Origin of the sequence: Exiguobacterium sp. s5 (genome assembly GCF_018618075.1) — a bacterium.
In the GTDB taxonomy this organism is placed as follows: Bacteria; Bacillota; Bacilli; order Exiguobacteriales; family Exiguobacteriaceae; genus Exiguobacterium; species Exiguobacterium mexicanum_A.
Genome location: NZ_JACSLK010000002.1, coordinates 159,188 through 178,122 on the forward strand (window position 1 = coordinate 159,188; position 18,935 = coordinate 178,122).

20 protein-coding genes and 1 riboswitch are annotated in these 18,935 nt (G+C 55.0%); of the genes, 2 read left to right on the plus strand and 18 right to left on the minus strand.

From position 1 onward, the window contains the following. Positions 1–5: 5 nt before the first annotated feature. From KNP60_RS04915 to smc, 3 genes are all read right to left on the minus strand, one after another. Positions 6–329, minus strand: coding sequence for a putative DNA-binding protein (locus KNP60_RS04915; RefSeq protein ID WP_034777154.1), 324 nt, complete (start codon positions 327–329; stop codon positions 6–8). Positions 330–425: 96 nt separating this feature from the next. Beyond that, a complete protein-coding gene (gene ftsY / locus KNP60_RS04920; RefSeq protein ID WP_034777152.1) occupies positions 426–1,427 on the minus strand; it encodes a signal recognition particle-docking protein FtsY in 1,002 nt (333 codons plus the stop codon). After that, positions 1,424–4,981, minus strand: a complete 3,558-nt coding sequence (gene smc, locus KNP60_RS04925) for a chromosome segregation protein SMC (protein ID WP_214797034.1) — start codon at positions 4,979–4,981, stop codon at positions 1,424–1,426. Before smc ends, ftsY begins: the two co-directional genes overlap by 4 nt. Before the next feature lie 115 nt (positions 4,982–5,096). Here smc and KNP60_RS04930 point away from each other — a divergent pair, with 115 nt between their 5' ends. Then, on the plus strand, positions 5,097–5,291 hold the full coding sequence (locus tag KNP60_RS04930) for a DUF1128 family protein (protein ID WP_021067093.1): 195 nt from the start codon (positions 5,097–5,099) through the stop codon (positions 5,289–5,291). 46 nt (positions 5,292–5,337) lie between these two features. Here the strand turns inward: KNP60_RS04930 and rnc are convergent, their stop codons facing one another. The 11 genes from rnc to KNP60_RS04985 all read right to left on the minus strand — a co-directional run bounded on the left by rnc (position 5,338) and on the right by KNP60_RS04985 (position 15,505). Further along, a complete protein-coding gene (rnc, locus tag KNP60_RS04935) occupies positions 5,338–6,117 on the minus strand; it encodes a ribonuclease III (protein ID WP_214752698.1) in 780 nt (259 codons plus the stop codon). Between the two features lie 58 nt (positions 6,118–6,175). Further along, positions 6,176–6,415 carry an acyl carrier protein gene (gene acpP / locus KNP60_RS04940; protein ID WP_021067091.1) on the minus strand — a complete coding sequence of 80 codons (240 nt, stop codon included), beginning with the start codon at positions 6,413–6,415 and terminating at the stop codon, positions 6,176–6,178. A gap of 59 nt (positions 6,416–6,474) precedes the next feature. Then, positions 6,475–7,215, minus strand: coding sequence for a 3-oxoacyl-[acyl-carrier-protein] reductase (fabG, locus tag KNP60_RS04945; RefSeq protein WP_214752696.1), 741 nt, complete (start codon positions 7,213–7,215; stop codon positions 6,475–6,477). Beyond that, positions 7,208–8,128 (minus strand): ACP S-malonyltransferase, encoded by a 921-nt coding sequence (gene fabD, locus KNP60_RS04950; RefSeq protein ID WP_034777148.1) that lies wholly within the window; start codon positions 8,126–8,128, stop codon positions 7,208–7,210. The genes fabG and fabD overlap by 8 nt, the downstream gene beginning before the upstream one ends. An 18-nt stretch (positions 8,129–8,146) precedes the next feature. Further along, a complete protein-coding gene (plsX, locus tag KNP60_RS04955) occupies positions 8,147–9,136 on the minus strand; it encodes a phosphate acyltransferase PlsX (RefSeq protein ID WP_034777147.1) in 990 nt (329 codons plus the stop codon). Continuing rightward, positions 9,133–9,702 (minus strand): transcription factor FapR, encoded by a 570-nt coding sequence (gene fapR, locus KNP60_RS04960; RefSeq protein WP_021067087.1) that lies wholly within the window; start codon positions 9,700–9,702, stop codon positions 9,133–9,135. Before fapR ends, plsX begins: the two co-directional genes overlap by 4 nt. Positions 9,703–9,794: 92 nt before the next feature. Next, on the minus strand, positions 9,795–11,825 hold the full coding sequence (recG, locus tag KNP60_RS04965) for an ATP-dependent DNA helicase RecG (protein WP_214752692.1): 2,031 nt from the start codon (positions 11,823–11,825) through the stop codon (positions 9,795–9,797). Next, on the minus strand, positions 11,812–12,699 hold the full coding sequence (gene sdaAA, locus KNP60_RS04970) for an L-serine ammonia-lyase, iron-sulfur-dependent, subunit alpha (protein WP_034777145.1): 888 nt from the start codon (positions 12,697–12,699) through the stop codon (positions 11,812–11,814). The genes recG and sdaAA overlap by 14 nt, the downstream gene beginning before the upstream one ends. A 12-nt stretch (positions 12,700–12,711) precedes the next feature. Further along, positions 12,712–13,374, minus strand: coding sequence for an L-serine ammonia-lyase, iron-sulfur-dependent subunit beta (gene sdaAB / locus KNP60_RS04975; RefSeq protein ID WP_034777144.1), 663 nt, complete (start codon positions 13,372–13,374; stop codon positions 12,712–12,714). A 63-nt stretch (positions 13,375–13,437) separates the two neighbouring features. Next, a complete protein-coding gene (locus tag KNP60_RS04980; RefSeq protein WP_034777143.1) occupies positions 13,438–15,120 on the minus strand; it encodes a DAK2 domain-containing protein in 1,683 nt (560 codons plus the stop codon). Positions 15,121–15,142: 22 nt separating this feature from the next. Next, positions 15,143–15,505: an Asp23/Gls24 family envelope stress response protein gene (locus KNP60_RS04985; RefSeq protein WP_016509701.1), complete on the minus strand. Its 363-nt coding sequence runs from the start codon at positions 15,503–15,505 to the stop codon at positions 15,143–15,145. Between the two features lie 253 nt (positions 15,506–15,758). Between KNP60_RS04985 and rpmB the strand changes: the two genes are divergently transcribed. Next, positions 15,759–15,947: a 50S ribosomal protein L28 gene (gene rpmB / locus KNP60_RS04990; RefSeq protein WP_015881349.1), complete on the plus strand. Its 189-nt coding sequence runs from the start codon at positions 15,759–15,761 to the stop codon at positions 15,945–15,947. Positions 15,948–16,005: 58 nt separating this feature from the next. On the opposite strand, the gene KNP60_RS04995 is transcribed toward rpmB, so the two are convergent. The 4 genes from KNP60_RS04995 to rsgA all read right to left on the minus strand — a co-directional run bounded on the left by KNP60_RS04995 (position 16,006) and on the right by rsgA (position 18,904). Then, positions 16,006–16,593 carry a thiamine diphosphokinase gene (locus KNP60_RS04995; protein ID WP_214797035.1) on the minus strand — a complete coding sequence of 196 codons (588 nt, stop codon included), beginning with the start codon at positions 16,591–16,593 and terminating at the stop codon, positions 16,006–16,008. Next, the gene (gene thiT, locus KNP60_RS05000; RefSeq protein WP_034777141.1) at positions 16,593–17,165 is read right to left on the minus strand and encodes an energy-coupled thiamine transporter ThiT; all 573 of its coding nucleotides are present in this window, start codon (positions 17,163–17,165) and stop codon (positions 16,593–16,595) included. The genes KNP60_RS04995 and thiT overlap by 1 nt, the downstream gene beginning before the upstream one ends. Before the next feature lie 76 nt (positions 17,166–17,241). Continuing rightward, positions 17,242–17,342: riboswitch (TPP riboswitch) on the minus strand. 19 nt (positions 17,343–17,361) lie between these two features. Continuing rightward, entirely contained in the window at positions 17,362–18,018 is a 657-nt protein-coding gene (gene rpe, locus KNP60_RS05005; protein ID WP_214797036.1) for a ribulose-phosphate 3-epimerase, read from the minus strand. Between the two features lies 1 nt (position 18,019). Then, a complete protein-coding gene (gene rsgA, locus KNP60_RS05010; RefSeq protein WP_214752684.1) occupies positions 18,020–18,904 on the minus strand; it encodes a ribosome small subunit-dependent GTPase A in 885 nt (294 codons plus the stop codon). Positions 18,905–18,935: the final 31 nt, after the last annotated feature.

The following is an 18,935-nucleotide window of genomic DNA, read 5'->3' on the forward strand; positions in this document are numbered from 1 at the left end:
GCCCCCTACTCTAAATTCTCAAGCGCCGAAATCGTTTCCGTCAAATCGGGCGAGTGCTCGACTTGACGTTTGAGCGTTTGAAGCAGTTGTTGCCGCTGTTCGAATTTCTCGAACAAGGCCAACTTCTCCTCATACTGCTCAAGCATCGCTTCGGTACGCTTTATGTTATCGTAGACCGCTTGACGGCTGACTTCAAACTCTTCCGCAATCTCTCCGAGCGAGTAGTCATCTAGGTAATAAAGAGACATATAGTTGCGCTGTTTCGGTGTGAGAAGCGCTTGATAAAAATCGAACAGATAGTTCATTCGATTCGTCTTTTCGAGCGACATGACCTCCACCTCCACATGTTAAGTGAAATCCCTTTACAACTACCAATAGTACAGCCGTCCCCACCTCTTGTCAAGTTTTTTTCTTAACAGTGAAAGTTAGGCGAGGTCATCGTTTGTCTGTTGTTTTTCTTCGAAGATGTCCCCGAATAATCCGTACACGAACTGTTCCGGGTCGAACGCCTGTAAATCATCAACTTTCTCACCGAGACCGACATATTTGACCGGGATATCGAGCTCGTTTCGAATCGCGAGCACGATCCCCCCTTTAGCCGTCCCGTCGAGCTTCGTGAGGACGATCCCGCTCACGTTCGTCGCTTCTTTGAACGCTTTCGCTTGAACCATCGCGTTTTGTCCCGTTGTGGCATCTAACGCGAGCAATACCTCGTGCGGCCCGTTCGGTACTTCACGTTCGATGACGCGCTTCACTTTCTCGAGCTCTTTCATCAAGTTGACCTTGTTTTGCAAACGTCCGGCCGTGTCACAGATCAAGACGTCGACGCCGCGTGATTTCGCTGCCTGCACAGCGTCGAACACGACCGCGGCCGGGTCCGACCCTTCGGCTTGACGGATGACCGGGACTCCGACGCGTTCGCCCCAGACTTGGAGCTGATCGATGGCACCGGCCCGGAACGTGTCGCCTGCCGCGAGCATGACCGAACGCCCTTCCGACTTCAATTGATGGGCGAGTTTGCCGATCGTCGTCGTTTTGCCGACACCATTGACGCCGACGAACAAGATGACCGTCAATCCGTCCTGCATGTTCAACTCACGATCCGCCTCGTCTTCTTGGAGACGGTTCGCCACGACTTCGACGAGGGCGTCACGGACAGCGACCGGGTCTTTCAAATTGCGACGTTTCACTTCCTCTTTCAAATCTTCGACGAGGTCCATCGTCGTCGTCACGCCGACATCCGCCTGGATGAGCAAATCCTCGAGTTCATCGAAGAAATCCTCATCGACTTCGCGGAACCGATAGACGAGGTCGTTGACGGCACTGGCAAATCCGTCTCGTGTCTTCGTCAATCCGTCGGTAAACTTTTGCGACACCTCTTGTGTCGAGGTCGTCAATTTATCTTTTAACTTCTTAAAAAAACTCAACTTAATTCCTCCATCTCTTGTTCCGTCTCGACGACGCGCTTCGCTTCGGATAGTTCGACCGAAAGCACCTCGGAGACACCGTTTTGTTGCATCGTCACGCCGTAGAGCGTGTCCGCCGCCTCCATCGTCCCTTTACGGTGGGTGATGATGACGAATTGTGTATCGATTGAGAGCGTCCGGATATATTCCCCGAACCGATGGACGTTCGCCTCGTCGAGAGCCGCCTCGACTTCATCGAGCACACAGAACGGGACGGGTCTCGTTTTCAGGATGGCGAACAGAAGCGCGATCGCCGTCAAGGCCCGCTCTCCGCCTGATAACAGACTGAGCGTCTGCAACTTCTTCCCGGGCGGTTTGGCGACGATCTCGATGCCCGTGTTGAGCAGGTCGGACTCGTCGACGAGTTTCAAATCGGCCTCACCCCCGCCGAACAGCTCGTTGAACGTCTGTTTAAAATGACCACGAACGAGCGTGTACGTCTCTTTGAACAAGCGCGTCACTTCACGGTCCATCTCGGTGATGATGTCGTATAAATCCTCTTTGGCGCTGACGAGGTCGTCCCGTTGCTCGGACAAGAACATGAAGCGTTCATTGACGAGATCGAACTCCTCGATCGCGTTCAAGTTGACCGGTCCGATTTCTTCGATTTGACGAACGAGTAGTTTGAACTCTTCTTTCGCCTCATCGAGCGGAATCGTGAGGGTCGGAAGCAAATCGAGGACGAGCCCTCGTTCCTCGAGCGCGTCAAGTTTCCACTTCCGCTTCAACTCGAGCTCGTTCGCCTCGGTCTCGAGCTTGCGGACATCCGCCTCGACCCGACGACGCACGTCCGACGCCTGTTGTTCACGCTGTCTGAGGATGCGATACGACTCTTCTTCAGCGTGGAGCTGTTTCGTATGCAACGCCATCCGCTCTTTCAATCCGTCCATCTGTTTGACCGCCTCGACGTGCTCGAGCTCGAGCTCGGCAGACGAGACGACCCGGCCGCTTGCCACATGTTCGAGCTCACGCTCGATCTGCCCAAGACGGGCCGTCTGTTTAGCGACCTCGGCCTCGAGCCGCTCGACTTCTGCGCGGACGCGGTCGAGGTCGAGCATATTGCGTTGACGATCGAGTTCATTTTGACGAATGGCTGCCTGAAGTTGCCCCGTCGTCTCGGCGCCTTTGGCTTGCTCGCCGCGGAGCGCCTCGAGTTCGGTCCGAATCGAGGCTTGCAATGCATCAGTCGCCTCGAGTTCTTCGGCGAGCCTTGTCAACTCATTCGTGGCGGATGCGATCGTTTGGGCGTAACGCGCCATCTCATGGTCGAACAGTTCGAGTTGCGCTTTGGCGTCTTGCGACACCCGTTCCAAGTTTCTAAACGCCTGTTCCGTCGAACGGAGCGTCTCTTCGGCCTCGCGCTTCTTGAGCCTGAGCGTCTGGAGCGACGCACGCAGTCGGGACATCTCATCGGTGTACGTCGACACCCGCAACTGTTGCTCGTGAAGCATGGCCAACCCTTGCGTCAATCCTTGCTTCAAATCATCGAGTTCACGGGACTGGGTGAACAAGGCGACACCTTGCTTCCGGCTACCCCCGGTCATCGAACCGCCAACGTTGACGATATCCCCTTCGAGCGTGACGATGCGATAGCGATACCCCGTCGTCTTGGCGATCCGGTTGGCCACCTCGAGGGAATTGGCCACGATCACGGCGCCGAGGAGCGACCGTTTCAATTTCTCGTAGGCCGGGTCCGTCTCGACGAGGTCGGCGGCGATGCCGACGAATCCGTCGACTGATTCGAGACGGTGTGCGACTTCACTCGGGACGTAACGTTCCTTCACGCTCGTCATCGGTACGAACGTGGCTCGTCCGGCACTTGCTTTCCGCAATCGTTCAATCTCTCGGCGTCCGACTTCTTCCGTCTCGACGACGATATGTTGTTGCGTCTGACCGAGCGCCGTCTCGATGGCGGCCTCATAGGACGGGAGAACGCGAATCAATTCTGCGACGGCACCGAGCACGCCCGGTCCCCGTTCTTTCAAGACAAATTTGACCGCATGGAAATAGCCTTCGTACGACTGTTTCATCCGTTCGAGCAACTCGATCCGGTCCTCGGTCTTCTGACGCCGGCGGTCAAGGTCGTGGTACGACTGTTCGGCCCGCGACAATTTGTCTCGAAGCGTCGCTTCCCGTTCGGTCAAATCAGCTTCTTCCGCCATGAGCGTCTCCCACGTGTCCCGAGCCTCGTCGAGACGAGCTTGTTCGGCCTCGAGTGATGCCGTCTGTTCGGTCCGCACGTCAAGGCGATCCTTGTTTTCACGAAGCAGACGAGCTTTCGCTTCTTCCGCTTGTTCGATATCGCGCCGTTCTCGCTTCTGTTGGTTGCTCAGCGTGGCCCGTGTCGTCGCCAACTCGAACGCTTCGCCTTGAAGCTGTTCGATTTCTGCGTTAAAGTCACGCGTCGCCGCCGTCAATTGCGCGTCAAGTTCGGCCCGTGCCGCTTCCACGGTATGTAACGCCTCAGCTTTTGACGCCATATCCGCGTTTGCCACGTTCAACTTCTGCGTCAACTGTTCGGTCTCTTCGGCCAATTCGACACGTTGGCGCTCGAGGCGTTCTTTCGTCTCCGCCCCGTGCTCTTCACGGGCTTTCGCGAGCTTGATCTCACCTGTCAACCGTTCCAGCTCGGTCGCTTGAGACCGTTCTTCTTGATGGAGCGTGTCGAGCGTTTCTCGATCTTTGGCGAGTGCCGCCTCAAGCGTCGTCCGCTCTTCTGAAATCGCGGTCAACGCGCCGTCTTGCTCGGCGAGATTCGTCTCGGCCGTCCGCAGTTGCTCGGACACACGAGCGATGCCCGTACCAAGTTCTGTGATCTCGGCGCCGAGAATACCCGTCTCGAGCTCATCGTGGCGCGCTTTGGCGACTTGATACTCGCGTGCGAGCGCGGCCTGCTCTCGGAGCGGTTCGACCCGATCGGCGAGTTCATACAAAATGTCATCGACCCGAGACAAGTTCAACTCGGTGTCTTGGAGCTTCCGTTCGGCTTGTTTTTTACGCTGCCGGTACTTCAACACCCCGGCCGCTTCTTCGATGACAGCCCGACGATCTTCCGGTTTCCCGGAGATGACTTGCTCGACCCGTCCTTGCCCGATGATGGCGAACGCATCGCGTGATAGGCCCGTATCCATGAACAGGTCGATCACATCTTTAAGCCGGCACGGCTTCTTGTTCATGAAGTAGTCGCTGTCGCCGCTCCGCGTGACGCGGCGCGTCACACTGACTTCTTCATATGGCAACCGCAAATGGGCGTCCGTGTTGTCTAGGACGAGCGTCACTTCGGCGACGTTGCGATGGTTCTCACCTTCACTGCCGGCAAAGATGACGTCTTCCATTTTCGCTCCGCGGAGCGATTTGGCCGACTGCTCACCGAGTACCCAGCGAACAGCGTCCGATATATTTGATTTTCCGCTCCCGTTCGGCCCAACCACGGCTGTGACGCCGGGACGAAAATCCAGTTCAATCCGCTTGGCAAACGATTTAAAGCCAGCGAGTTCGATTCGTTTTAAGTGCATCGTGACCATCCTATCCTCAGTAAGCATTCATTTGTTTATTTTACCACAGTTGCCAGTTCGTCAAAATGCTAGAATCATGCTATTCTAAAAAGAACTGTAGAAAGGGGTACGACCGATGACTAACGAACAAATGATTGAGGAAATTCTCGACAAAATGAACATCATCAACCGCGGCGCCATCAAAGCGGAAGAATATAACCGTGCCGACGCCTCGGCCGTCAAAGAGATTTACGACTACGTGATGAACCGCTCATCGCTGTCGATCTCTGAAGTGGATGGGATTGTCGAAGAACTCGGACAATTGACGTGATGAGATGACAGAAAAGGAGTGGACCCATTGAGGTCCACTCCTTTTCTTATAGGCCGGCGTACTGCCGGTTGAATTCGATCAACGCTTCTTTCGCCGCGAGTTGCTCGGCTTCTTTCTTCGATCGGCCGATGCCTTCGCCGACGATATCGTCTGACAGACGGGCATGGGCGACGAACTCCCGGCTATGGGCCGGACCACGCTCTTCGATAATCGTGTACGAGACAGGCCCGAGACCTTCTCGCTGGACGCTTTCTTGGAGCTGACTCTTATAATCGGTCTGTTCTTCAAACACACCGGCCAAGACTTTCGGAAAAACCGCTTCGGCGAGGAACTGTTCGACTGGTTCAATCCCTTGGTCCAGATAGAGCGCGCCGATGTATGACTCGAACACATCCGCGAGTAGCGCCGGACGCTTGCGTCCGCCGGTCAACTCTTCGCCTTTCCCAAGCAAGATAAAATCAGAGAAAGCATAGGCTTCCGCAAAGTTGACGAGTGACGGCTCACAGACGATGGCCGCCCGCAACTTCGTTAATTCCCCCTCGGAGCGCTCCGGATACGTCTCATACAAAAATCGAGACACCGTCAACTCGAGCACCGCGTCGCCTAAAAACTCTAAGCGCTCATTGTCTTTTTTCAGACCGCGTTGTTCGTTGACGTATGAGGAGTGGGTGAACGCTTGCATCAATAGGTCTTGGTTCGCGAATCGAACCGACAGCCGTTCTTCAAGTACTTTAAACTGCTCGAGAATCCGTGACCGCTCGAGCTCATTTCGCCGACGCCGTTGCGCCGACCCTTGACGGTCAAACCGTCGCTTGTCCTTTGTCATAATTCCCTCCGTGTATAAGCACAAGCCCACCGCTCATGACGAGCGGTGGGAGGCTTGATTACAATTTAGTTTCGATGTAAGCGACGACGTCGCCAACAGTCGCGAGCTTCTCAGCATCTTCGTCTTCGATTGTGATATCGAACTTGTCTTCAAGGTCCATGACCATTTCCATTACTTCGAGCGAATCCGCACCGAGGTCATCCTTGAATGATTTGTCGGCTGTGATCTCAGATACATCTTTCCCGAGTTTCTCTGCCACTGCTGCTTGTACGTCTACTAAGATTTGTTCTGTTGTCATGATAAAATCCCTCCAAATTAAAGTATATAAAATGTGTTTCGATTGGTAAAGTTCTGATTTTAAGCCATCGTCATGCCGCCGTCAACGGCAATCGTCTGACCCGTCACGTAAGCCGCTTGGTGAGAGGCGAGGAATGAGACGAGGTTCGCCACATCTTCGACCTGACCGAAGCGATTGAACGGGATTTGACCGAGCGTCGCCTCGCGTTGCGCATCTGTCAACGCGTCGGTCATGTCCGTCTGGATGAAACCAGGACAGACGGCGTTCACCGTCACGTGACGTCCGGCGAGTTCACGCGCGACCGACTTCGTCAGCCCGATGAGCCCCGCTTTCGCCGCCGCGTAGTTCGCCTGACCGGCATTCCCCGTGATCCCGACGACCGAAGCGATATTGATGATGCGTCCCGTCTTCGATTTCAAGAGCGTCCGCGTCGCGGCTTGCGACGTCAAGAACGCACCTTTCAAGTTTGTCGACAGGACATCGTCAAAGTCAGCTTCTTTCATGCGCATAAGCAGACCATCCCGCGTGATGCCTGCATTGTTGACGAGACAATCGATGCGGCCGTACGTGTCGACCGCCGTCTTGATGAGTGCTTTCACATCATCACTGTTCGAGACGTCGGCTTTGACGGCGATGGCCTCGCCACCGTTCGCTTCGATCTCGCTGACGACAGCGTTCGCTTTCTCAACACTACCCGAGTAATTCACGACGACCCGAAAGCCGTCCTCCCCTAAACGCTTCGCGATGGCGGCCCCGATTCCTCGAGATGCGCCTGTCACGATTGCTACTTGGTCATGCACGTACTTCTCCTCCTAACGCGGCCACCTCTTCGAGCGTCGTCGCCTGTTTGATCGTCACTTTCGAATCGATCCGTTTGATAAGACCTGACAGTGGTGACGTCGGACCGAACTCGATGAACGTGTCGACACCAGCGTCGATCGCTTTGCGAACACACGCTTCGAATCGGACCGAGGCGTACAATTGCTCAGTGAGAAGTGCTTTCAATTTTTCCGGGTCGGTATGGACATCCGCATCGACGTTGGAAATAATCCCAATCGCCGCCGGTTTGAACGGCGAAGAAGCGAGCACATCTTTGAACCGCGTCGCGGCCGGCATCATGTAGGAGCTGTGGAACGCCCCTGAGACGTTCAGCGGCAAGACGCGTTTCGCACCCGCCTCTTTCAAGTCTGTTTCGGCCTGTTTGACCGCATCGACATGCCCCGAGATGACGAACTGACCCGGACAGTTGTAGTTGGCGATTTGTACAAGGTTCCCGCTAGCACTGATTTTCTCCGTCACATGGAACGCTTCGTCGACATCGGTCATACCGATGACGGCTGCCATCGTCCCATCCTTCACTTCTGACATGAGCTTGCCGCGTTCGTGGACGAGCACGCTCGCTTCTTCCAAGTCGATGACGCCCGCGACGACGAGTGCCGCATATTCTCCGACGCTGTGACCGATCACCAAGTCTGGAGTGGCCCCCGTTTTGGCGTGAGCTTGTGCGAGTGATGCCGCATGCGCCACGATGGCCGGTTGGGCCACTTCTGTCCGTTGAAGCTCTTCTTTTGATCCTGCCGCCATGGCGTCGAGTAAATCAAATCCGAGGCGACGGTTGATCGCTTGCAGTTGTTCAGGATTGTCGAGGAACGTTTGGCCCATGCCGACGGCTTGTGACCCTTGTCCCGGAAATACCCATGCTGTTTTCCCCATGTACTCACCTTCTTTGAATTAGTTTGTGGCTTTTGCTTGTTTGATTTTCGCGACGACGTCGTGATCGACCATGATTTTCGCCTGTTTGAGCGCGCTCATGATGGCGAGCGCGTCGCTCGAACCGTGTGCTTTAATGACCGGGGCGTTGATTCCGAACAAGCCGGCCCCACCGTGTTCCCGATAATCTAATGTTTGTTTCAATCGCTTCAACTTCGGTTTTAAGACGAGAGCGGCGAGCTTCGAGACGAGATCGCTCGTGAACTGCTCTTTCATCATCTTCATGAGCATCGACGACGAACCTTCGACACCTTTGAGCAAGATGTTTCCGGCGAACCCTTCCGTGACGATGACATCGACATCACCGGACATCGCCTCGCGCGCTTCCACGTTGCCGACAAAGTGGACCGGGGCTTGTTCAAGGAGGGGGTACGCCTCTTTCGTGAGGGCGTTTCCTTTCCCAGCCTCGGTCCCGATGTTCAGTAGCGCGACCCGCGGACGTTTGACGCCACGAACGTGCTCGGCATAGAGCGAGCCCATGATCGCATAGTCGACCAAGTGCTCGGCCTTCGCGTCCGGGTTGGCCCCGACGTCTAAAATGACGACACCGCTACCCGTATATGTAGGGAACGTAGGTGACAACGCGGGGCGCTCGATTCCTGGGATCCGTCCGATGACGAACAGTGACGCCGCCATGAGAGCACCGGTATTCCCAGCCGAGACGAGTGCGTCGGCCTCTCCGTCTTTGACGAGTTTGGCCGCCACGACGAGTGAGCTGTCCTTTTTGCGACGGACGGCTCGGACCGGTTCGTCGTCCCCGGTGATAACTTCGCTCGCTGGAACGATTTTGATTCGCGGGTCGGTCAACCCGTACGAAGCGAGTTTGACCTCATCTCCGACTAAAAACAGTTCCATCGATTCGTTCGGGAATGCGTCGGCAAACTGCTTGACGCCTTCCACGATCGCTTTCGGGGCGTGATCCCCGCCCATTGCATCAATTGCTAATTTCATGCCTGTTCCTCCTCACCGCGACGATAAATCGTGAAGTCTCCGCTAAAGACACACTCTTCGCCGACATAACTATCCACTGTGACGTCCGTTCTTCCGTCCCGACGCAGTTTGATCACACGAGCCTTGGCAACGACTCGCTCTCCAAGATGGACTTGGCGACTGAAGCGGATGTCCGCTTTAGTGGTCAACGCCAATTCATCATTGATGAGCGCCACCGCTAACGAGTTGGCCTGGGCGAACAATACATGTCCCCGGGCGATCTCGTTGCGGCTAAAGACGTGTTCTCTCTCAATGTCGAGAACCGAGATGGCCGATTCATCGAGCTTCAAGTCAATCATATCACCGATGACCTCGCTCATGGCGAGCGACTTCACTTCATCGAGGTGTTCTGAAGCAACATGCTTGATCCGTTCTCTCACTTCCGGAATTTTCAACTCCATCCGATCGAGACGAATCGTTTGAATACTGACGGCGAACTGCTTCGACAGCTCTTCGTCTTTGATGAACGGGTTACGATCAATCGTTTCTTGCAATAAGCGTTGCCGCTCTTTCTTAGGTACCCGCATTCAGTTCCCTCCTAAACTCTATGCTAAAGAACTTAATACCTGGTACTAATAGCAGTATATATTCTTTAGATTGTATTTTCAAGTGTTGTTTCTCATTCCAAGCGGCTCCCGACGAGTAAGTCGAGTCGCTTCAAGTATTGACGGAGCGGCGCATACGTCGCTTCATTCCAAAACGCCTCGCTGCCGAGCAGACGAACCGCGTCTTGCATCGCCACTTCCATCACTTTTAAATCAAGTACGGGATCGGCGACGCGGAAGCTCGGAAGACCGCTTTGGGCCGTCCCAAAGAAATCACCGGCCCCGCGCAATTCCAAGTCTTTCTCGGCCAAGACGAATCCATCGTTCGTCTCCGTCATCGTCTTCAAACGAAGTTTGCCGACATCGGACTTCGGGTCCCCTACCAATATACAATAAGATTGGTCGGCGCCTCGACCGACGCGTCCGCGCAACTGGTGTAGTTGCGCCAAGCCGAACCGCTCCGCATCATGGATGATGATCAGCGAGGCGTTCGGGACGTTCACGCCGACCTCGACAACCGTCGTCGAGACGAGGATTTGGAGGGCATTGCTGGCGAACGCCTTCATCACGTCATCTTTCTCGGTGCTCGACAGTTTTCCGTGCATGAGACCGACCGCGTAGTTTGGGAAACGTTCCCGCAACACTTCGTAGAGCGCAGTCGCACTCTCGACCTCGAGCGTGTCCGATTCCTCGATGAGCGGGGCAATCACGTAAGCTTGGCGTCCAAGCGTCAGTTCACGGTCGACCATCGCGTGGACCCGATCGATTTGGTCGGTCTTGGCCCAATACGTCTCGATCGGTTTCCGGCCGGCCGGCATCTCATCGATCGTCGAAACGTCCATCTCGCCGAAAGCACTGATGGCGAGCGTCCGTGGAATCGGTGTCGCCGTCATATAGAGCACGTCGGCGAGCTCCGCCTTGTCACGGAGCATCTTGCGCTGTTCGACTCCGAACCGGTGTTGCTCGTCGGTGATGGCTAAATGTAGGCGCGAGAACTCGACCGGCCCTTGGATCAAGGCGTGCGTCCCGACGATGATATCGACGTCCCCCGCTTTGATGGCCTGAAGCAACTCAGTACGGGCCTTGCCTTTGACCGAACTCGTCAATAAACCGACTCGAATCCCGTACGGCTCAAACAGCGCTTGAAGCGAGGCGAGATGCTGTTCAGCCAAAATCTCGGTCGGGACCATGAGCGCCCCTTGATAGCCGGCGCTTACCGTCGCATACAAGGCGATCGCGGCAACGACTGTCTTTCCGCTCCCGACATCCCCTTGTAGCAACCGATTCATTCGTTCTGGCACTTCTAAATCCCCGACGATTTCCCGGATGACACGCGTCTGCGCCCCGGTCAACGGAAACGCAAGTTGTTTGACGAATTCGTTCAATTGAGGCTTATCGAGCGTGAGGGCACGGCCTTTACCCGACCGTTCCATCTTCCGGAACGCCTGAAGCTTCAATTGATAGAGCAGACATTCTTCATAGACGTAACTGCGGCGTGCCTGTTTGTACGTCTCGACCGAATCAGGGAAATGCATCCCTTTTAACATCGTCTCCCGGTCCTCGAGACGATAGCGTTGCCGAATCAATTCCGGCAGGCGGTCCTCGAACGAGGTCGTCTGTTCAAACGCAAGCTTGACGATCCGGCTGAAGTTCTTCTGGGTCAACCCGGCCCGAAGCGAATAAATCGGTTGCAGCCCGTCCGACAGTTCACCGAACTCGAGGTCGGTCGCGCTGATTGTCATCCGGTTCATGTCCCATTTCCCTTTGACCGTCACGGTGGCGCCGAGCGTGAGCTTGTCTTTATAGAACGCCCGGTTGAACATCGTCACGTGGACGACGTAGCGTTCCTCGAGCAATAGCCGAAATTGGAGCCGGTTCTTGCCTTTACTGTAATAACGGACGAGCGGTTCCGCTTGGACGGTTCCGCTCCATTTGACGAGATCGCCGTGGATGGCCGTCGTCACCGTGCCGCTATTATAATTTTCATAACGAAACGGGACGTGCTCCAGCACGTCCTCGATTCGTTCGAGACCCATCGTCTCTAATTTTTTGGCCATCTCTGGCCCGACCCCTTTGAGCGTCGTCAGCGCCTCACTTCTCGACATTTTCTTTCTCTCCAAAGATGTTTCGTTCGAGACGGCGGGCCGTCGGCGTATTGGCAAGTCCGCCGCGGGCTGTCTCTTTCAACGCGGTCGGCATCATCTGGCCGATCTCATGCATCGCCGAGATGACCTCGTCACAAGGGATGCGAGACGTGATACCAGCGAGGGCCATATCGGCCGCGACAATCGCGTTCGCTCCACCCATGGCGTTCCGTTTGACACACGGCACTTCGACGAGACCCGCCACCGGGTCACAGACGAGACCAAGCATGTTTTTCAAGGCGATCGCAAACGCCGTCGCCGATTGTTCCGGCGTCCCACCGGCTGCTTCGACGATGGCCGCCGCGGCCATTCCGGTCGCCGAACCGACTTCCGCCTGACAACCACCGGCCGCCCCTGAAATCGAGGCGTTGTTGGCCACGACGAACCCGAACGCACCAGACGTGAACAAGTACCGGACCATTGCCTCGCGGTCCATCTCCAGACGTTCTTTGACCGCAAACAACGTACCCGGTACGACACCGGCGCTACCGGCCGTCGGGGTTGCACAGATGCGTCCCATCGCCGCGTTGACTTCATTCGTCCCGATCGCTTTGGCGACCGCGTCTAAAATCAAATCCCCAGCGAGCGACTTGCCCGAGCGGATATAGTCGGTCATGAGCACGGCGTCATTCCCCGTCAACCCCGTCACGGACGTCACGCCTTCGAGTGCCCGCGCAACCGCCTCTTCCATCACCTCGAGGTTGCGTTCCATCATGCCGACGACGTCTTCACGCGTCGAGCGTCTGACGTGTACTTCTTGCTCAATCATCACTTCTGAGATCGGGATGCCCCGCTCTGTTGCCGTTCTGACTAATTCTTCTACTGATTTAAACATATTGGTGTCTCCTTATTCCCCAAAGATGGCTACCCGCTCGATTTGAGGTAACCGCTCGATTTCCGCTAACACGTCTTTTGACAAATGATCATCAATCTCGATCGCCATGAGCGCTTGCTTGCCTTTCTCATGACGGCTCACTTCCATATGGCCGATGTTCAGCTCGTGTCTGGCCAAAATCCCCGTCACGGCCGCGATCGCCCCGAAGCGATCGTGGTGCAAGACGACGAGTGCCGGCCCGCCGCCCGACAATTTGAGCGGGAATCCGTTCAACTCGGTGATCTCGATCGTCCCGCCGCCGATTGAAATCCCGACGATCTCAAACGTGCCGTCCTCGTCTTCTAGGCGGACGCGGGCCGTGTTCGGATGATCCGTCAGCGCATCGCTCGTCTCAAAGACGACCTCGATGCCACGTTCTTTCGCGAGATCGAGCGCTTGCGGGATCCGTAAGTCGAACGTATCGAAGCCCATGATGCCACCGACGATGGCCACATCGGTCCCGTGTCCCCGATACGTATCGGCGAACGACCCATAAAACGTGATGTGCGCGAGCCGTGGCGTCCGCCCGAACAGTTTTCCGGCCATGAGACCGATGCGGGCGGCGCCCGCCGTATGCGAACTCGATGGACCGACCATGACCGGTCCGATGATATCAAACACACTGCGATATTTCATCGCATTTCCCCCTTTCAAAAAAACCCTACCTTCATTATACAGAAGGTAGGGCTGAGTTACAGCTTATTCCACACTAAAAATGTAGGAGTAGAGCGGTTGTTTCCCGTCATGAACCTCGATTTCGATCTCGTCGTTCTTCGACTCGATGTACGCCGAGAGTGCCTCCACGTCTTCTGCTGACGAACCTTCGCCCGTCAGGATCGTGATGATCTCGTCGTCGGCATCGACGAGGGCGTCGACTAATTTCTTCGCCGCTTCGAGGCTCGAGGCCGATGAGGCGACGATTTTCTTCTCGGCGATCGCCATGTGGTCGTCTTTACGAATCTCGACACCGTCGATGCTCGTATCACGAACCGCATACGTCACTTGACCAGACTTGACGGTACTAGCCGCCGTCTTCATGACGCTTTCGTTCGTCTCCACATCGGCTTCCGGGTTGAACGCGATCGCTGCCGCAAGTCCTTGTGGCACCGTCTTCGTCGGAATGACCGAGACGCCGCAAGGTGCGACCGATGCCGCTTGTTCGGCAGCCATGATGATGTTCGAGTTGTTCGGGAAGATGAAGACATGGTCCGCGTTGGCCGCTTCGATCGCCTTGACGATATCTTCCGTCGACGGGTTCATCGTCTGACCGCCTTCGATGACGTGAGCCGCACCGAGTGAACGGAACAAGTCGCTGACGCCTTCACCCATGGCGACCGTGACGATCGCATACGGTGCTTTCGCCTTCGGAGCCGTCGGTTGGACGCCATGTTGGTTCGCGCCGTGCTCTTCTTCTAAGATGGTCGAGTGCTGTTGACGCATATTCTCGATTTTGACAGCGACGAGTTCACCGTAACGCTGTCCTTTCGTGATGACGTCGCCTGGCGTCTCGACGTGAACGTGAACTTTAAGCAACTCTTCATCTGCGACGACGAGGAGTGAGTCCCCGAGTTCAGACAGTTCGTTGCGGAACGCGTCCTCGTTGAACGGGGCATCCTTCAACTTCGCATCTTGGAAACGAACCATGATTTCCGTGCAATAACCGAACTCGATGTCTTCGGTCGACATGAATCCTTGCGCGGCGTGGGCATGATGTTCGGCTTCGATGAGCGCATCCATGACCGGTGCATGTGGCTTCTCGAGCTCTTTTCCTTCGAGGCTCGCAAGGAACCCTTCATAAATAACGAGCAAGCCTTGGCCGCCCGAATCGACGACGCCGACTTCTTTTAAGACCGGCAATAAGTCCGGCGTCCGCTCGAGTGAAGCTTTCGCTTCCACGATCACACGTTCCATGAACTCGTTGAAGTCGCTCGTCGACTCTGAAGCACGGAGCGCTTCGTCGGCCGCTTCACGAGCAACCGTCAAAATCGTTCCTTCAACCGGTTTCATAACCGCCTTGTATGCCGTGTCGACACCACGTTTCAATGCCTCAGCGAAATCGACTGTCGACACTTCGGTCTTTCCTTCGATCGCTTTACCGAAGCCACGGAACAATTGGCTTAAAATAACACCGGAGTTCCCGCGTGCCCCCATCAAGAGACCACGTGCAAACTTCGATGAGACGTCAGCGATATTTGCCGTGTTGAGTGCGGCCACTTCCTTCGCACCCGATGTCATCGTCAAATTCATGTTCGTCCCCGTGTCGCCATCCGGCACCGGGAAGACGTTAAGCGAATCTACATAATCCGCATTCTGGCTCAAGTTGGCTGCACCGTTCGCGACCATGTTCGCGAACACCAATCCATCTAAACGTTTTAAACCCACACCAAATCCTCCTTCGTTCTCGTCAGTCATTCGTCAGACGAACGCCTTGTACGAATATGTTTACCGACGAAACGTTTAATCCTAAAGTTTCACCGAGCGTGTATTTTACACGGCTTTGCACGTTATATGCGACTTCCGACACTTTCGTCCCGTAGCTCACAATGATGTGCATGTCGATATGTACGTCTTCTCCATCTTGACGTACGACCACGCCTCGGGCGTAGTTTTCACGCTTCAATAGTTCTGCAATCCCGTCTTTCAATTGAGCTTGAGACGCCATTCCCACAACGCCGAAACATTCCATCGCCGCACCGCCTGCGAGTGTTGCGACCACGTCGTTCGTGATGTCAATATTGCCATATGTTGTCTTCATTTCAATTGCCATATGGAGTAGCCTCCTTCATTCGGAATGATTCCTTCACTACATTCTACAATAAGTACCTAGTTATTAAAAGAACCTGCTCCATAAACTCGGTCAATTGTAGCCGTAACCCTCATTCATTATTAAAATCCTTTCCAGTAATGTCAAGTTTTTTTCTTGTCATCCTATGATTTTCTAGTTGCATCGTGAAAAAACCCGTGCTAATATAAACGAGTGTCTATTAGGACGAACCCACATAAAAAAGGAGGGGAAACGCATGGCACGTAAATGCTACGTAACAGGTAAATCACCTAAATCAGGTAACAACCGTTCGCACGCACTCAACAAGACAAAACGCACTTGGGGTGTAAACGTACAAAAAGTTCGTATTCTCGTTGACGGTAAACCTAAACGAGTTTGGGTTTCAGCTCGCGCTCTTAAATCAGGTCTCGTTGAACGCGTATAATTTTTATACACGAACGAAATAAATCCCAGCGGCATTCGCCGATGGGATTTTTTTGTGTTCATTTTTTGACATACAGCACGAGGACCATACCTTCGTGCACGATCAAGTCCGCCGCCTCACCGGCCCACTCGTTCGAGATCGTGAGCGCCTCATGGCTGACGACATCGTGACGGTCAAGCGGATATTTGACGCCGCGGATTGACACGTTCGCCCGCTTCCACGGGATGAGCGACAAATAATGATCGGCTTGACGTGGGAGCTCGTGACGCCCAGCTCCAACAAGACGAACGGTTTGCCCGGCCGTGAACAAACGCATCTCTGGATATGCCTCGAGCAGCCCGATATTGCCGAGCGTCATGTCGAGGCGTCCACCGAGAGCGCCGTACACGAGCATCTCCGTCGCCCCGTGTCCACGGGCCGCCTCGAGCGCAATCTCAAGGTCGGTCACGTCTTTTTCAGATGGGTAACGGACGGCGTCGATCGGCACTTCGCCCGTGAAGGAGTCGAAATCGCCGACGACGAGATCCGGGTTCAGCCCTTGGTTCAACAGTGTCTCGTACCCTCCGTCGACGCCGATGATGTAATCGACGTCACGAGGGAGTCCCGAGATTGGTTCCGGGCTGGCCGCCACAATCAACACCCGCATTAGCGGAGGCCCCGGGTCGCGAGCGTGGCGAAACGTGGTGCCGAGACGAACAAGAGAACGAGGACGACGGCCGACACGAGGAAGGACGGCAACATATACGTCATGTTATAAGCAAACGAATAGGCGACGACCGGCCCTTCCGCGTACTCGGCGAAGAAGACGATCCCTGATAAGACGTGGGCGCCGTAGCGAAGCAGTGAACCGAGGAGCGCCCCGAGCACCAAGTAGACGACGAGCGTCTTTTTCGCCTCGTCCTTGGCGGCCCGTTTCACTTGACCAGCGAACAGTCCGGCCATACCGACGACACCGTAAGCGAACGTGTAGTCGAGCAGGAACTGGACCGGTGTGAAAATGTAAGCCCCGAACAGCAGTTGCAACGTTCCGACGAGCGCTCCTGTCGCCAGTCCGCCTTTTAATCCATGGCGGTACGCCATCACAAAGATCGGCAACATCGCCAGGCTGATCGATCCGCCCTGCGGCATCCGGAACGGGATGAGCAAATCAAAGATCAAGCCGAGTGCGGCGAACAATGAGATTTCAATGAGCGCCTGTAGTTTTAAACGTTGTTTCATCTTATTCCCTCCTTATTATATGAGCGAACGACAAAAAGCAGCATGACGTAAACGCCATGCTGCTATCGAGTAGCAACGTGCATTTTCGCCACATCCCTACGTCCGTGTGAACGGAACAGGTTCAAAGGGTTAGCAAATGCCTCTCAGCCACAGAATGTGACACCCCTTGCGACAATATTTGTTGTTCTATCGACGATTATACACGAGATGCGTGACGAATGCTATCGATTGCGTCTTTATAGCTCGGCTCGTTATAGATGGCTGAACCAGCCACGAGCACATCAGCTCCAGCGTCGATGCATAATTTCGCCGTCTCTGCGTTGACACCGCCGTCAATCTCGATTTCAAAGTCGAGACGACGCGCTTGGCGCATCTCGCTCAGCGCCGCGATTTTCGGGACGACCGATTCGATGAATGCCTGGCCCCCAAAGCCAGGGTTCACCGTCATGAGGAGCACCATGTCGACGTCATCGAGCACGTGTTCAATCGATGACAGCGGCGTATGCGGATTCAAGACGACACCACACTTGGCGCCGGCCGCTTTGATTTGTTGCAACACGCGATGCAAATGATTCGTCGCTTCAACGTGAACCGTGACGATATCCGCCCCGGCCTTGATGAAATCTTCGACGAACCGTTCGGGCTGGTCGATCATCAAATGGACGTCTAACACCATGTCCGACTTCTTCCGTAAGCTCGCTAACACCGGTAGGCCGATTGAGATGTTCGGGACGAATTGACCGTCCATGACGTCAAAATGGATGTAATCCGCTCCGGCCTCTTGGACCGCCTTCACTTCTGCCTCTAAATTGGCGAAGTCCGCCGCTAAAATCGATGGTGCAATTTTAATCATGTTAGTACCTCCGTTGTCTATCGTTTAACTCTGCCATAAACGTAACATAATTCTCATAGCGGGTGGAAGCGATTTCTCCCGCCTCGACGGCCGCTTTGACGGCACAACCTGGTTCGTTCAAATGGGCACAACCGCGGAATTTACAGTCATCATGCCGCTCGACGAACTCAGGGAAACACCAGCGCATCTCTTCGACTTCGAGTTCTTCTGGGAACTCGAGGCTCGAGAAACCAGGCGTATCGGCCACGAGCCCGTCAGCGAGCGTGATCAGCGTGACGTGACGCGTCGTGTGCTTACCGCGCCCAAGTGATTTCGAGATCTTCCCGGTTGCAAGTTCAAGCTCAGGTGCGACCGCGTTCAAGAGCGAACTCTTACCGACCCCGGTCTGTCCGGCGAACACACTCGTCTTCTCCTTAAACGACCCGCGGATTTTTTCGATCCCCGACCCGTCCTCGGTCGACGTCTCGATGACCTCATAGCCGATGGAACGATATAAAGCCGCTGCTTCGTGAATCTTCTCCCGTTCCGCCTCCGTCAACAAATCCATTTTCGTCAAAACGATAATCGGATGGACTTGCTTCGACTCGATCAAGACGAGGAAACGGTCGAGCAGATGGAACGAGAACGCCGGCTCTTTTACCGAGAATAACAAGAACGCTTGATCGATGTTGGCAATCGGCGGGCGGACGAGATGGTTCGACCGCTCGTCAACAGCCAATATATAACCGGTACCATCCCCTTGGTCTTGGATGTCGACATCGTCACCGACGACCGGCGAGATGTTCCGGTTGCGGAAATTGCCGCGGGCGCGACAACGGATCTCTTGTTTTTCTTCCGTCATGACGTCATAAAATCCGCCTTGTAATCGAATAATCGTACCTTTCATTCCATTCCCTCCTTAGAAAAAGAGGCGACGC

Bases quoted from the DNA above. Each gene is read 5' to 3' on its own strand.
- KNP60_RS04915 (WP_034777154.1), bottom strand. From the start codon at position 329: ATGTCGCTCGAAAAGACGAATCGAATGAACTATCTGTTCGATTTTTAT.
- smc (WP_214797034.1), bottom strand. From the start codon at position 4,981: ATGCACTTAAAACGAATCGAACTCGCTGGCTTTAAATCGTTTGCCAAG.
- KNP60_RS04930 (WP_021067093.1), top strand. From the start codon at position 5,097: ATGACTAACGAACAAATGATTGAGGAAATTCTCGACAAAATGAACATC.
- rnc (WP_214752698.1), bottom strand. From the start codon at position 6,117: ATGACAAAGGACAAGCGACGGTTTGACCGTCAAGGGTCGGCGCAACGG.
- acpP (WP_021067091.1), bottom strand. From the start codon at position 6,415: ATGACAACAGAACAAATCTTAGTAGACGTACAAGCAGCAGTGGCAGAG.
- fabD (WP_034777148.1), bottom strand. From the start codon at position 8,128: ATGGGGAAAACAGCATGGGTATTTCCGGGACAAGGGTCACAAGCCGTC.
- plsX (WP_034777147.1), bottom strand. From the start codon at position 9,136: ATGAAATTAGCAATTGATGCAATGGGCGGGGATCACGCCCCGAAAGCG.
- fapR (WP_021067087.1), bottom strand. From the start codon at position 9,702: ATGCGGGTACCTAAGAAAGAGCGGCAACGCTTATTGCAAGAAACGATT.
- recG (WP_214752692.1), bottom strand. From the start codon at position 11,825: ATGTCGAGAAGTGAGGCGCTGACGACGCTCAAAGGGGTCGGGCCAGAG.
- sdaAA (WP_034777145.1), bottom strand. From the start codon at position 12,699: ATGTTTAAATCAGTAGAAGAATTAGTCAGAACGGCAACAGAGCGGGGC.
- sdaAB (WP_034777144.1), bottom strand. From the start codon at position 13,374: ATGAAATATCGCAGTGTGTTTGATATCATCGGACCGGTCATGGTCGGT.
- KNP60_RS04985 (WP_016509701.1), bottom strand. From the start codon at position 15,505: ATGGCAATTGAAATGAAGACAACATATGGCAATATTGACATCACGAAC.
- rpmB (WP_015881349.1), top strand. From the start codon at position 15,759: ATGGCACGTAAATGCTACGTAACAGGTAAATCACCTAAATCAGGTAAC.
- KNP60_RS04995 (WP_214797035.1), bottom strand. From the start codon at position 16,593: ATGCGGGTGTTGATTGTGGCGGCCAGCCCGGAACCAATCTCGGGACTC.
- thiT (WP_034777141.1), bottom strand. From the start codon at position 17,165: ATGAAACAACGTTTAAAACTACAGGCGCTCATTGAAATCTCATTGTTC.
- rpe (WP_214797036.1), bottom strand. From the start codon at position 18,018: ATGATTAAAATTGCACCATCGATTTTAGCGGCGGACTTCGCCAATTTA.
- rsgA (WP_214752684.1), bottom strand. From the start codon at position 18,904: ATGAAAGGTACGATTATTCGATTACAAGGCGGATTTTATGACGTCATG.